General features: G+C 68.6%; 13 protein-coding genes and 1 pseudogene. 4 read left to right on the top strand and 10 right to left on the bottom strand.

Translation table 11 applies throughout. The features are described 5' to 3' along the window. The first annotated feature begins 211 nt into the window (after positions 1-211). Entirely contained in the window at positions 212-1,093 is an 882-nt protein-coding gene (locus ACFYY8_RS10150; protein ID WP_390039163.1) for a haloalkane dehalogenase, read from the top strand. A 70-nt stretch (positions 1,094-1,163) separates the two neighbouring features. Here ACFYY8_RS10150 and ACFYY8_RS10145 read toward each other — a convergent pair whose 3' ends face one another. The 5 genes and pseudogenes from ACFYY8_RS10145 to ACFYY8_RS10125 form a co-directional block, all read right to left on the bottom strand. Further along, a complete protein-coding gene (locus tag ACFYY8_RS10145) occupies positions 1,164-1,793 on the bottom strand; it encodes an HAD-IA family hydrolase (RefSeq protein WP_390039161.1) in 630 nt (209 codons plus the stop codon). Positions 1,794-1,950: 157 nt separating this feature from the next. Continuing rightward, positions 1,951-2,091, bottom strand: a pseudogene (locus ACFYY8_RS10140) (hypothetical protein); the annotation flags it as partial. Between the two features lie 64 nt (positions 2,092-2,155). Beyond that, positions 2,156-3,064, bottom strand: coding sequence for an aminoglycoside phosphotransferase family protein (locus ACFYY8_RS10135; protein ID WP_390040076.1), 909 nt, complete (start codon positions 3,062-3,064; stop codon positions 2,156-2,158). Positions 3,065-3,770: 706 nt separating this feature from the next. Then, complete coding sequence (locus tag ACFYY8_RS10130; protein WP_390039159.1) at positions 3,771-4,538, bottom strand: hypothetical protein; 768 nt, start codon at positions 4,536-4,538, stop codon at positions 3,771-3,773. A gap of 24 nt (positions 4,539-4,562) precedes the next feature. After that, on the bottom strand, positions 4,563-4,727 hold the full coding sequence (locus tag ACFYY8_RS10125) for a hypothetical protein (protein ID WP_390039157.1): 165 nt from the start codon (positions 4,725-4,727) through the stop codon (positions 4,563-4,565). A gap of 263 nt (positions 4,728-4,990) precedes the next feature. Here ACFYY8_RS10125 and ACFYY8_RS10120 point away from each other — a divergent pair, with 263 nt between their 5' ends. Then, entirely contained in the window at positions 4,991-5,323 is a 333-nt protein-coding gene (locus ACFYY8_RS10120; protein WP_390039155.1) for a hypothetical protein, read from the top strand. Positions 5,324-5,349: 26 nt separating this feature from the next. Here ACFYY8_RS10120 and ACFYY8_RS10115 read toward each other — a convergent pair whose 3' ends face one another. After that, positions 5,350-5,484 carry a hypothetical protein gene (locus ACFYY8_RS10115; RefSeq protein WP_390039153.1) on the bottom strand — a complete coding sequence of 45 codons (135 nt, stop codon included), beginning with the start codon at positions 5,482-5,484 and terminating at the stop codon, positions 5,350-5,352. A 95-nt stretch (positions 5,485-5,579) separates the two neighbouring features. Here ACFYY8_RS10115 and ACFYY8_RS10110 point away from each other — a divergent pair, with 95 nt between their 5' ends. Continuing rightward, on the top strand, positions 5,580-5,939 hold the full coding sequence (locus tag ACFYY8_RS10110) for a hypothetical protein (RefSeq protein ID WP_390039151.1): 360 nt from the start codon (positions 5,580-5,582) through the stop codon (positions 5,937-5,939). A 953-nt stretch (positions 5,940-6,892) separates the two neighbouring features. On the opposite strand, the gene ACFYY8_RS10105 is transcribed toward ACFYY8_RS10110, so the two are convergent. Together ACFYY8_RS10105 and ACFYY8_RS10100 are read right to left on the bottom strand one after the other, a co-directional pair. Next, positions 6,893-8,332, bottom strand: coding sequence for an amidohydrolase family protein (locus ACFYY8_RS10105; RefSeq protein ID WP_390039149.1), 1,440 nt, complete (start codon positions 8,330-8,332; stop codon positions 6,893-6,895). A 190-nt stretch (positions 8,333-8,522) separates the two neighbouring features. Further along, entirely contained in the window at positions 8,523-9,377 is an 855-nt protein-coding gene (locus ACFYY8_RS10100; protein ID WP_390039147.1) for a GntR family transcriptional regulator, read from the bottom strand. Here ACFYY8_RS10100 and ACFYY8_RS10095 point away from each other — a divergent pair. Further along, positions 9,361-10,413 carry a LysR substrate-binding domain-containing protein gene (locus ACFYY8_RS10095; RefSeq protein ID WP_390040074.1) on the top strand — a complete coding sequence of 351 codons (1,053 nt, stop codon included), beginning with the start codon at positions 9,361-9,363 and terminating at the stop codon, positions 10,411-10,413. The two genes, ACFYY8_RS10100 and ACFYY8_RS10095, sit on opposite strands and share 17 nt — an antisense overlap. On the opposite strand, the gene ACFYY8_RS10090 is transcribed toward ACFYY8_RS10095, so the two are convergent. Both ACFYY8_RS10090 and ACFYY8_RS10085 read right to left on the bottom strand, forming a co-directional pair. Then, the gene (locus ACFYY8_RS10090; protein WP_390039145.1) at positions 10,344-11,156 is read right to left on the bottom strand and encodes an alpha/beta hydrolase; all 813 of its coding nucleotides are present in this window, start codon (positions 11,154-11,156) and stop codon (positions 10,344-10,346) included. The genes ACFYY8_RS10095 and ACFYY8_RS10090 overlap by 70 nt on opposite strands. Next, positions 11,153-11,944: an alpha/beta fold hydrolase gene (locus ACFYY8_RS10085; RefSeq protein WP_390039143.1), complete on the bottom strand. Its 792-nt coding sequence runs from the start codon at positions 11,942-11,944 to the stop codon at positions 11,153-11,155. The genes ACFYY8_RS10090 and ACFYY8_RS10085 overlap by 4 nt, the downstream gene beginning before the upstream one ends. Positions 11,945-12,047 lie beyond the last annotated feature (103 nt).

The raw sequence follows: 12,047 nt of genomic DNA, 5'->3' as shown, positions 1-12,047 counted from the left end.
CCTCCACCGGGCCGTCCACCGTTCGCCGACGCCCTCGCCTCCCCGGACCCGAGCCGGCGGCACTCCCTCGCGACGCACGTCGCCGGGTCCCTCGTGAGACCGCGGCCGACAGCGGCCGCACACTATGACGCACCCGGGGGCTTGTGGCAAGACCCGGGGCGTGCCGCAAAATCTCCGACCGAGACGAGAATCCACGGAAATGAGGAGAGTCATGATCTCGGCTGAGGAGCGGTACCGGAAGCGTCGTATCGAGGTCGACGGGCTTGAAATGGCATACGTCGAGGAGGGAGAAGGCGATCCGATCGTTTTTCTTCACGGCAACCCGACTTCGTCGTACGTATGGCGGAACGTAATCCCGTACCTGGCGGGCAAAGGGCGCTGCATAGCCCCGGACCTGATCGGGATGGGCGATTCCGCGAAACTTCCGGCCGGCGGGCCGGACTCATACCGCTTCATCGAGCATCGCCGCTATCTCGACGCGTTCCTTCAGGCCCTCGGTGTGCGTGAGCGGGTGGTCCTGGTGCTGCAGGACTGGGGTTCGGCCCTGGGTTTCGATTGGGCGTACCGCCATCCTTCCGCACTCCGGGGTATCGCCTACATGGAGGCGTTCGTGGCTCCGATCCCCTCGTGGAGCGACTGGCCGGAGCCTGCGATCGCGTTCTTCCAGGCGATCCGCTCCTCCGCGGGTGAGGAGATGGTCCTCGACCGGAACTTCTTCGTCGACGAGGTCCTGCCCGCGGAGGTGCTGCGAGGACTGTCGGAGGCGGAGATGGCCGTCTACCGTCGTCCCTACACGGAACCGGGCGAGTCACGCCGGCCGACGCTGACCTGGCCTCGCGAGGTTCCCGTCGCGGGCGAACCACGCGATGTCCACAACGTCATCACGCGTTATGCGGAGTGGCTCGCCACGTCTTCGGTTCCCAAGCTGTTCATCGAGGCGGTTCCAGGAACGATGTTCGAAACACACCGGGCCGTCGCCCGGTCATGGCCGAATCAGGCACACATCACGATCACCGGTGGCCACATGGTTCAGGAAGACGCTCCCGATCAAATCGGGGAGGCCGTTGTCTCCTGGCTACGAGACCTCCCCTGAAAAAGGCGACGGCACCCGGACCGGAGCGATGCCGGTTGAATGCGATGTCAGTGGCCGTGCGCCGCCGCACTCAGCGATCGTCGACCAATCTCAGAAGGTACGGTGCCGCCTCCTCAAGTGAGGGGAAACACTCATCCGCCTTGGTCAGCTCACCAGAAGCGTGAGTGGTGGCCACAGCGATCACCGTGCACCCCGCCGCCTTCCCGGCGGCCACCCCGTGCGGGGCGTCCTCGATCACGACGCAGTCGACCGGATCGATCAGGAGAAGTTCAGCGGCCTTGAGATAACCCTCAGGATGAGGCTTTGACCGTTCGACGTCCTCGCCGTAGATCTGCACCGAGGGCAACGGAAGCGAGGCGAGCCGGAAGCGCCGGCGAACAGGGGTTCGGCTGCCTGAGGTGACCAGCGCCCAAGGACGCCGATCCAGCTCGCCCAGCAGGGCCACAGCCCCGGGTGCCGCCGGGAAGGCGTCACCCTCCTCGACCATCAACTGGTTCAACACCCTGCGCTCAGCGGTTGGATCGAGGTCAGGGGCGACATCGCGGACGGTGTCCTCAGGCCGACGGCCGTGAGTGAGGCTCCACACCAGGTCTCTGTCCAGCCCGCGCATGCGCGACCAGGCGTCCCAGATTCGTCGATGCGTCGCGGCGGAATCGAGGAGCACCCCGTCGACATCGAACAGCACAGCCTTGATCGCCATGGGACGGAGGATGACACAGATGGAGCATGCGGCGGCCGACCGGGCCACAGCGGATGACCACTTGGGGGTGACCGTCCTCGTCCTGGGTGGTGCGGTCGTACCAGAAGCCGGACCGGCTGAGCGGGCCGTCGCGTCCCCCGCCCCAGTTCGGGGGGACGAGGCTGAACAGGGTGTCGATTCCCCAGTAGACGAAGGGGGTGTCGCTCTCGTCCTGGACGGCCCGGGCCAGAGTGGTCTTGCCGGCGCTCGACGTCCCGTTGAGGAAGACGACGCGGCCTCCGGACCTGACGTGTGACATGCCGGCCACTGTATTGCGGCCGGTCCAACGGCGGACGGCCCTCAGCCAGGCACAGGAGGCGGTCTCAGCGGCATCGGTGCCGCGAGGGGGTGTCCGCCAGGATGCGTTCCAGGGTGCGTCGGCCCATCCGGCTCATGGCCGGGTTGGTTTCCAGGTAGTACCAGACGAGTCCCATCGCCTGAGCGAAGGCCCACGCTCTGCCTCGCTCCCATTCGAGGTCGTCACACCCGAGGCCCAGGCGGAGCGCCTGCCGCGGTCCGGCCTCAAGCAGATGCCAGGCGCTCACGAGATCCAGAGCGGGGTCGGCCGGTCCGAAACCGCCGACGTCGAGAATCCCGGCCAGCCGGCCGGCGGACACAAGCACGTTGCCGGGAATGAGATCACTGTGGTTCATCACGTCGTCTGCTTCGCGGGGGAGACTCCGAAGGCTTTCCCACATCTGGCGAAGCCGGCGGACGTCCAGGAGTCGTTCGCTTTCCTTGAAACAGGTCTCCATCCACGCGTCGTGGGACCGAAGGTCGCCTCCCCGGCCTTTGCCGGAAAACGTACGGCCACGCGTGTCGATCGCGCGCAGGTCATTGATGAGATCAGCCAGATCGTGGGCGAACGCGACCGATCCGCCCGGGTCCTCCTCGGTGGCCACGACGCCGGGTAGCCACGTCTGCACCGACCATGGAAGCGGGTATCCCGCGCCGGGTTCGCCGAGCGCCACCGGCTCGGGCGTGGGGAACCGCGTGCGACCCGCCAGTTCGCGGGCCGCCTCCGCCTCGGACTCCAGCTGGCGCCGCGTGGAGTCGACATCTCCGGACTGCAGAGGGAACCGGGCTGCGAAGTGGTCGCCGATGCGGAAGATGGCGTTGACCGTCCCATGATGGGAGATGCCCGTGACAGGAAGGCCCCGCCACTCAGGGAACCGCTCATCCACCAAGGCGCGCGCCGTCTCCGGTGACACCGTCAACTGATTGGCGTGCATCTTCACGCCGACAGCCTCCCGCGCCTCAGTCCGCCCCCGCAACGCGTTTCCGGCCCCGTAAGGCCGCTTCGAGCCATACCGCCAACCGCAGACCGAACAGACCCATGCCCATGCCCATGACCTGAGCCTTTCCCTCCAGAGCGGGCAACGAGAATTGAACCCGCGCTGCCAGCTCGGGAATCGCGTGGACAACGTCCTGTGGGGATTCTGGCCGGGCTCCGGGCAGGTCATGAGTCACTCTGCCCAATCGCGCGATGATCAATAATGTGACCCTGTGGAGGATTACCAACGAGCGCTGATCGGCCGCATGGTCGAACACCTCGACCTGTACGCCTCGAACCGGATATCGCTGCCAAAGCTGGTTGAGGATCTTTGGGGGCTGTTTGAGGCGTCGGGCCCTCGTGAGCTTGAGATCAGAGACTCATTTCAGTGGCTGTGGGCCGATCTCGACGGAGAGTGTGACTTGAGGACTCAGCCGTGGGCACCGGCCGGGGAGGCTGATGATGATCGCTTGACAAGGGCGTTAGGTGAACTGCGCTCGTGGGCTACACGAGTGGCCGCAGGCGAACTTCCCGCGTGACCGCACACACCTCCGCCCGCCTGCCGTCGACCCGCCCGCAGGCGGGATGGGCAACCCCCGCCTCGGCCATCGACAGGCCGGCGGTGGTGAACGCGTCCGTGGGGTCATCCCGGTGCTCTGACCTGGCTACTGGATGGTCATGCGGTAGCCGTGGTCGGTGGAGTTCGGGCAGAGGAAGACGGTGAGGGCTCCGGAACGGCCCAGGACGAGTTGGGTGGGGTCACAGGTGTTCTGGCACTCAACGCTCTCCCGGGCAAGGTGGCGTTCTTCGAGAGGACGCCACCGTGGTTCGCTGCCCGCGTCCCATTCGTCGCTGTCCAGTTTGAGGAGCGGCTCGGTCTCGGTGCCGCAGACGTCGCAGGGCAGCGGGTACATGTCGGTGAGGTGCCAGGACTCCCATCCGCCGATCTTGCAGCCAGGCGCGATGGACAACAGGCACGGGTAGGGATGGCCGGCTTCCTCGTCCCATGCGTTGAGGGCCGTTTGGAGCTGTTCGGGGAGCTCCTCGAAATGCGGGTATTCAGTGACCCGTTCGGGGTGCAGGACACAGGGCCGCGGTAGGTAGTACTCGACGGCGCGCTCCCATTCGTGGACGTTGAGGTGCTTGGTGGAGGCGGTGGTGTGCGGCCGGGGCGGCGGCTCGTGTCGCGGGTCGGTGATGTCGGCGGTGTGGCGCCAGATGAGTTCGACGGCGGGGCCGTTGATGTCGGGCTGGTCGTGGTCGTTGGGGCACCACAGCACCTGCAGGAGGTCCTTGCCCTGGGGGAAGGGGATCTCAGGGAGATCGCGGGCGTAGAACTGCGCGACGGCGACCATGGCCACCGGGGTGTCCGGAGGGCGCTCCTCGAAATCATCGAAGCGAGGGCCGGTCGTGCGTCCGCTGTTGAACCACACCCGGAAGGGACGGCCGCAGGCGGGTCAGGGTTCGTCGGACGGCCACAGGAGGGGGCCGCCGATGTGGCTGTCACGTATGCCCGGTGTGCCGGGTCGGGGGTGGAGGCGGACCGTCGTGCGCGCGTAGGCGCTCAACTCGGGGAACACCTGGGTGATGTCGACCGGCGAGCCGGGGGTGGTGAGGGCCATGGAGAGGGAGCGTAGACGGCGTCACCGACAGGGGAACGGGACGGCTACAGCTCGTTGCCGGTGCCGCGCGGCGGCTCGGCGCTGAGGTCGCCAGGCTGGTCAGATGCAGCGGGCGCGCGGCGCGGTGACGGCTGGTATCAGCGCTCATGCCGCACGCTCGGACGGCGGGCGGCAGAAGGTCGGGTACGGCGGTGCGGTGTGCCGTCGCTTGATTTTCACAGGGACGATTCGGCAACCTTTTTCTGGAAGGGTGAATCCTTTCTATGGCAAAGGGGCTGACTCAGGTGGATCTCGGAGCGGTGCAGGTGGTCACGCTGGGAGCGGCATGCCTGATCGCCGGGATCGGCGTCTACGCGCTGGTGACCAACCGGTTGCCGCGCTTGCCTTTCTTCCGCGCCGCTCGTTATGCGCCTCGACGTTACGGATGGGGAGTTCTGCTGATAGCGGCCTTCGGGTTCACCTCGACACTGGGTTTGGACGCGATGGAGCCGGGCTCGTGGCAGGACCTGGCATTACTCGTACTGTCGTGTGGATTTCTCGTTTCAGGAATAGGGCTGGTGATGTTCTCAGCGAAGCGACCTCGGCGGTCTTCCTGAAATCCACGGGGAACCGTCCGCCCGCCTCACCCGCCGCCGCGTCGGTCCAGTGGCTCCGGCCGGCGTTCGGTCGCCCTGCCCTGTACGGAGATCAGCCACCGCAGGAGGGCGATCGAGAGGGCGGTGGAGGTTCTCTTCCTGGCGTGCGACCATCGGCTCATGACATTGATCAGAAAGGGCCATGCCGCGTAGGCGCCCCTCCGAGGTCCGCGCACACCGGTTGAGGTGCGGAACCCACAGAGCCTCGATTCATCAGGTGCCGGGTCTCACGTCCCGCCCCATGGCCGCGGTGATCACCCTGGAACACACCCTCCTGGAGCCGGGTGAGGTGGCCGAGAGGCTGCTGGCCTGGACACAGGACGTCATCCCCGGCACCGCCACCCGGCTCCCGCCCACGTGCTCATGCTCTGGGTGTTCGTGGGAGGTCGACCCACGTGGGGAACTCGAACGAGTACTCGTCGCGTTGCCGCGCTGGGCCTGGCCGTGCCTCTACAGCCTGGTGCTCCCCATCGACAGAAGCTTCCTCGCCAGGACGACGCCGGACCCTCGTGCCTCACCTGACTGGCCGTGGTGGCGGCAACGGCGACGTCCGTATTTCGGAGACGTCACGGGCTGACCGGGCGGCGGGACCTGCCTCTCCCAGATCTCAAGCTCGTCAACACCGGATGGCGCGCGCCACAGCGCTCGGCGCCCTGGACCCGGCCACCGGGAAGATCTGTTGCCGGATCTGTGAGCGTAAGCCCTCCCTGCCGGACTTTTCCTGTTTCGGACTCCGGCCCGCGGTCCTGGGGCTAGACCGTAAAACGCTCACTCAAATTGCATACCGCCCCCTATGGATATCCACCAAAGCTGTGTCTACCATCAAAAAGCAAACATCGAAAAGAAAGAGATGACTAATGGGCCGTGTCAAGAAGTTCGGTGTTTCCGCGGCCGCGGTGGCCGCGATCGCCGCCGCGACAACTCTGATGTCACCGGCCGCCTCCGCCCAGGCGGCGACCTGCAGCTCTAACGCGCAGATCGGCACCACCGGTGGCTCCGGCTGGGCGACGTGCAGCGGTACCGGAGTGACTCAGACACGGGTCGTGCTCTTCTGCCAGAACAGTGGCGGTGGCTACACCACGGTTTACGGCCCTTGGGTCGCCAACTCCGTCACATCAAATGCAAAATGCGACAGCAGTTCATGGCCGATATCGGTCGGGCACCAAAGAATCTGAGCCGGCCAAAAGTCCATCCGATCGCGGCAGGGTATGCGGGAACAGCTCGAAGAGCCGACCAGGCGACTGAATGAAAGCAAGGCTGAAAGCATTTTCGTCATCACCTGCCTGTGATGCGAAGGACCGCTTCATCACAGGCAGGTTGACTCTCCCCTCACATCGTGGAGACCTGACCTGAGGGGAGGACGGGCATGGGAGAGACCGGACGCGGCTTCGATCCGGAGTTCCGTACCGGCGCGGGCGCATCGTGCGACAGATCGGGCGAGGCCCCGCCGGTGGCCGCCTGCGGCCTCGCGGACGAACGAGTCCGCTGGTCGCTGTGCTCAGGTACCCCTCAAGGTCTGCCGGACGGTCGCTAGGCCCGCTGAACGTAGGCGCGGGCGAAGTTCGCCGAAGCCATCCGCTCGGCCTGGGTGAACCACCCGTGAACGGCCTCCGGAGCCAGTGAGGGGAGTGTCAGCGCGGCCTGCTGCAGCCTGTCCAGCGCGGCGTTGGCACGGCGGCGTACGGCGGCGAGGTCGACTCCGGTGAGCTTGCCGTGCAGTTTGCGGGTTCGACCGGCGACGAGCACGGTGGAGACGTCCGCGGCGGTGGACTGGAGCACGACGGAGCCGATCGGGTGGCTGGAGCGGACGAGGTCCATGCGAGGGGCCACGACGATGAGGTCGGCCTGCTTGCCGGGTGTGAGGGAGCCGGTGAGCGCGCCGATGCCGAGGGCGTCCGCGCCGTTGCGGGTGGCCCAGTTGAGCGCGTCGCGCACGCCGAGACCGACGCGGACGGGCATGGTGCCGGTGCGGTGCACGACGTCGTGGTCGAGGCAGCGCTGGAACTGCAGGCCGAGCCGCATCTGGGAGAACAGGTCGCCCGAGCCGACGCAGACGATGTCGGTGCTGATCGCCGGGGCGAGGCCGTGATCGAGGGCGGCGCGGAAAGGCGGGCGGCCCATGCCCATCTGCATTTCGGTCTCGGGGGCGATGGTGACCTTTCCTCCGGTCTCGGCGAGGAGCCTCCATTCCTGATCGGTCAGGGCCGGGCAGTGGATGTGCAGGTGGCCGGGGAGCAGCAGGTCGTGGTCGTGCAGTTCGCGCAGGCCACGCAGCAGGATGGAGCCGGTCGCGGCGCCGGTGTGGGAGGCGCCGAGGACACCCAGGTCACGGGCGGTGCGGATCTCCTCGGCGGTCTGCTCGAAGGGCAGGATGCCGAAGTCGCTGTAGAGCAGGCCCATCCGTCCCAGGCCGTCGGCGGCGAAGTGCTCCGCGCGCAGGCGGCGGGCGTCGCGCAACCGGTCGGCGTGGCCGGCGAAGGCGGGAGGCTGGAAGTCGAAGGCCTGCATGCCGTACGCGTAGACGAACCGGATCCCGGACGCCTTCAACGACTCCACGGCCGCGTCGGCGTGCTCGGGGCTGTTCACGCAGTCGCAGCAGTCGAGGATGGTTGTGACACCGGCGTCGAGTGCCTCAAGGGCGCCCACCTGTGCGGCGGCGCCGAGGTCGGCGGCGGTGACGAGCGAGCCGACGCCGTAGAAGGTGGAGGCGAGGAACTCCAGGAGTGACTGGTCGGCTGAGTGGCCGCGCAGTAGCGACATCCAGGTGTGCCGGTGACTGTCGATCATGCCGGGCAGGACGAAGCCCCCCGCGGCGTCGATGCGCTCGGCGTCGACGTGGGCGAATTCCTCGGCCGTGCGGCCGACCGCGGCGATCCGGTCGCCCTCGACCAGAACGGCTCCGCCGGGCAGGTCGCCCAGGGCGTCGTCCATGGTGATCACATGTCCGCCGGTGATCAGTGTGCGGTTCATCGTGTACGGCTCCGCGGCTCGAACGGGTCGGGTGACGGTCCGATGGTGGCGGCGGGGGAGTGAGGTGCGCCAATGCCGCTTGGGCGGCCAGGTATGCCGATTCGGAGGTATCTCGTCCTGGTTATGGCTCGCGACGGAAAGCGTATTGGACAGCGTCAGGTGGGAGGCGCAGGATGTCGGCAGAGGTATCCTAAAGTGGATCCAATTTCCGGCCCTGGTGGGAGTGGACATGGGCGGACGTCACGTCCACGACATAGTCCGTGGTCACCGGCTCGTAGCCCGGCAGATCCGCGGCCCAGACGACCTCGACCGGCGGCGCGAGCGTGCCGTTCGCCGAGAGAGGCACGGTGATCCCCAGCCCCGCCGCGGCGTCGACCAGCGGTCCGAAGCGGTGCCAGGGGTCGGCGTCGGTGATCAGCCCGATCGCGGAGCTGAGGACGTGCAACTCCTGCACCCGCCGCGCCCGCGCGCCGTCCCGGCACCGCATCGCCTCCAGGAAGGCCCGGTCGAGCTCGACGGCGAAGGCCGGGATACGGCGGCTTCGGTAATAGAAGCGCTGCAGCCGCGACAGCCGCAGATACAGGTCATGGGCGATCTTGGACAGAGTGGGCCCGAAGGTCGCCTCGTGCAGGGCGTGGAAGGCGGCGTGGTCGCGGTGGAAGTCGCGTGGCTCCTGCGGTCGGCCGCGCATCAGCGCCGACAGCTCAGCCATCCGGGTCAGCGACTCCTCCGAGATCTCCCGGGCCGCCCGGGGCACCATCGGCGCCTGCAACATGAGCAGCGCGGCGTAGAGCTCCTCGGCCTCGTCAAGGTCGAGTCCGGCGACGGTGACGCCGTGGTTGGCCCGGGAGACTACGAACCCCTCAGCCTCCAGCATCCGCAGCGCCTCACGCAGTGGGGTACGGCCCACGCCGAGCCGCTCGCCGAGCTCGCGCTGGGTGAGCCGCTGACCGGGCAGGATGCGCCCGCTGAGGATCAGCTCCCGGAGCTCCCCGTACACCAGTGCGACCGCGTCACCCGCTCGCGACCTGTCAGATGTATCCACCTTTGGATCATATCTTCGATTCGGTGAGGAGCCGGAGATCGACCTACTCAACGGACGGCTGAAGCTCCGTCACCTCATCGTGGTGGTGGCCATCGCCGAGCAGGGCAGCGTGGTTCGGGCCGCCCAGCACCTGCGCCTGGCCCAGCCCGCAGTGACCCGCTGTCTGCGCGAGCTCGAACGCATCCTGGACGTGGAGCTGTTCGTCCGTGGGCCGCGCGGGGTGAGCCCGACCTTCTACGGCGAGGCGTTCCTGGAACACGCACGGGCCGCGCTGGCCGAGCTGCGGCGAGCAGGGGAGCGGATCACCGACCTCGCCGACGGGCGCCTGGGCACCGTCCGGGTCGGCACCTTGCTGGCCGGCTCCAGCCGGCTCCTGCCCCGGGCGATCGCCGACCTCAAGCGGGCGTACCCGGGAGTCACCGTGGTGGTGTCGGAGGCGACCTTCGACAAACAGGTGCTACGGCTACTCGCCGGGGAGCTCGATCTGATCGTGGGCAGGCTCACTCCGCTCGACGGCCTGGGCGGCCTGCGGCAGATCAGGCTCTACAGCGAGGCGATGCGGCTGGTCGCCCGGCGTGACCACCCCGTGCGCGGGCGGGCGGGACTGGGCCTGAAGGACCTGCTCGACTACCCGTGGGTCCTGCCGCTGGCGCAGACCGCCCTGCGCCAGGAGGTGGAGCAGGCCTTCGGCGCCGAGGACCTCGACCTGCCCGCGGACGTGGTCGAGTGCACCTCGATCCTCACCGTGCGCGCTCTCGTGCGGGAGACCGACATGATCGCCGTACTGCCGGAGCTGGTCGCCGCCGCCGACGGCGACCTCGCGCCGCTCGCCGTACCGCTGGAGGGGATCCGGCGGGCAGTGGGGGTCACCGTCCCGCGGGAGAGGTCGTTGACGCCGGCGGCCAGGCTGCTGCTCGGCTTCCTGCGCGAACGCGCCTCCACGCTGGAACCGGTGGCCGACGGGGATCAGAACAGGTTCAGCAGGGCACGGGTGAGCGTGGAATCCGCGTCGGCGAGGTCCAGGATGACGTCGTAGTGGTGTCGTCCGGGCACGGTCAGCAGCTCGGACGGCCATCGCGCGTGGAAGCGCGCCGCCTGCTCCAGGAAGCCCGCGCCGTCGTGCTCGGCCACCGTGACATGGGCCGGGCAGCCGGGCTCCACCGGACGCAGCAGCGGGCTGAGCGCGGCGGCGCGGGCCTCGTCGAGGCCGAGCCACCCGTTGACGTAGGTGCGGACGAGCGGGCGCAGATCGAACAGGCCACTGACCGGGAGCACCGCGCGGACGGCCGATGGCGGCAGACCGAGCGGCTCCTGCCAGCCGCCGACCGCGGTCATGGCCGCCAGGTGCCCGCCCGCCGAGCTGCCGCCCACGACGATCCGGGCCGGGTCGAGCCCGTACCCGGGGCCGCGGTGGTGGATCCAGGCGATCGCCGCGCGCACCTGGCGGACGATCTCCTCCAGGCTCGCCCGGGGCGCGAGCGTGTAGTCGGGGACCACCGTGGCGACGCCCTGGGAGGCCAGCACGCGGGCCATGAAGGCTGACTCGTGCCGGGAGAGCATCCGCCAGTAGCCGCCGTGCAGGAAGACGAAGACCGGCCGCGGCCGCGCGCCGGTGCCCCAGACGTCGAGCACCTCCCCCGAGCCGTCGTACGGCAGGCCGGGATGGCCGGGCAACCCGGCGACCGCGGCGGCGGACTCGGCCCGGTAGCGCTCCATCATCCGGGCGAACTCCACTTCGCCCACCCCGGCTCGCACGTCGTACCCCGCGTCAGGACTCACCGCGCGAACTCCGCGAGATGCCGGGCGAGGACCGCCGGTGACTCCAGGGTCGGGAAATGGGTGCGCCCGCCCAGCCACTGGGCGCGATACCAGGGCTGCTCGGCGCTGAAGGCCAGCTGGGCCAGGTGGTAGGCGTCCTGGGCGGGCTGCGAGTACAGATGCAGGATCGGCCGCCGCTCCTCAAGCGCGGCCATCCGGGCCAGCGGCGAGCCCCAGCGCGCGTAGGCCGCCTCGATCACCCGGCAGGAGCGGGCCCACATCTCGAAGCCGAAGGAGGCCATGTCCCGGCTCAGGTGCTCGGCCACCGGCGGGCAGTCGGCGCCGTCCAGCCACGTGTCGAACAGTCGCTGCCGCCCCTGGGCCCACAGCTCGGGGTCCTGTCCGGCCCGCAGATCGGCGAGGAAGGCCGAGGGCGCCTCCAGTTGCAGCCAGTCGACGACCGCCACCCGCGGCACCCGGGCGCTCCCCAGCCGGTCGGCGAGTTCCAGCGCCGCCCAGCCGCCGTGCGAGGTGGAGACCGGCACCACCCGATCCACGTCGAGCGCGTCGAGCAGCGCGACCAGATCCTCGGCCTGCTCGGCGTAGCCGAAGTCGGTGACGGGGGATCGGTCGGCACCGTGGCCCCGCCAGTCCGCCCTGATCACCCGGTGCGCGTCGGCCAGCAGCGGCACCAGCGGGTCGAACAGGCGATGGTCCTGGCACCAGCCGCTGAGCAGAAGCAGCGTCGGGCCGGCGGAGCCGGTGACGTCGTGGTCAAGGGCATGTCCGTGCAGAGTCAGGGTGTTCACGGCTCCCAGCGTCCTGCGTGGCCCGCTCTCGCCGCCAATACCGTTTCGAGCCGCCGGTATACCCTGCCCGACCATCGCACTCTGGGCATATGCCACGAGCGAA

It is taken from the genome of Streptosporangium sp. NPDC001559, from assembly GCF_042893955.1.
Lineage (GTDB): Bacteria > Actinomycetota > Actinomycetes > Streptosporangiales > Streptosporangiaceae > Streptosporangium.
Note: the sequence above shows the minus strand (reverse complement) of the source record. Positions and strands in the feature narration are given on the sequence as shown.

Excerpts from the sequence above, each read along its gene's own strand:
- ACFYY8_RS10115 (WP_390039153.1), bottom strand. The coding sequence starts at position 5,484 with ATGAGCCGATGGTCGCACGCCAGGAAGAGAACCTCCACCGCCCTCTCG.
- ACFYY8_RS10125 (WP_390039157.1), bottom strand. The coding sequence starts at position 4,727 with ATGGCCCTCACCACCCCCGGCTCGCCGGTCGACATCACCCAGGTGTTC.
- ACFYY8_RS10105 (WP_390039149.1), bottom strand. The coding sequence starts at position 8,332 with ATGAACCGCACACTGATCACCGGCGGACATGTGATCACCATGGACGAC.
- ACFYY8_RS10135 (WP_390040076.1), bottom strand. The coding sequence starts at position 3,064 with ATGCACGCCAATCAGTTGACGGTGTCACCGGAGACGGCGCGCGCCTTG.
- ACFYY8_RS10145 (WP_390039161.1), bottom strand. The coding sequence starts at position 1,793 with ATGGCGATCAAGGCTGTGCTGTTCGATGTCGACGGGGTGCTCCTCGAT.
- ACFYY8_RS10120 (WP_390039155.1), top strand. The coding sequence starts at position 4,991 with ATGGCAAAGGGGCTGACTCAGGTGGATCTCGGAGCGGTGCAGGTGGTC.
- ACFYY8_RS10150 (WP_390039163.1), top strand. The coding sequence starts at position 212 with ATGATCTCGGCTGAGGAGCGGTACCGGAAGCGTCGTATCGAGGTCGAC.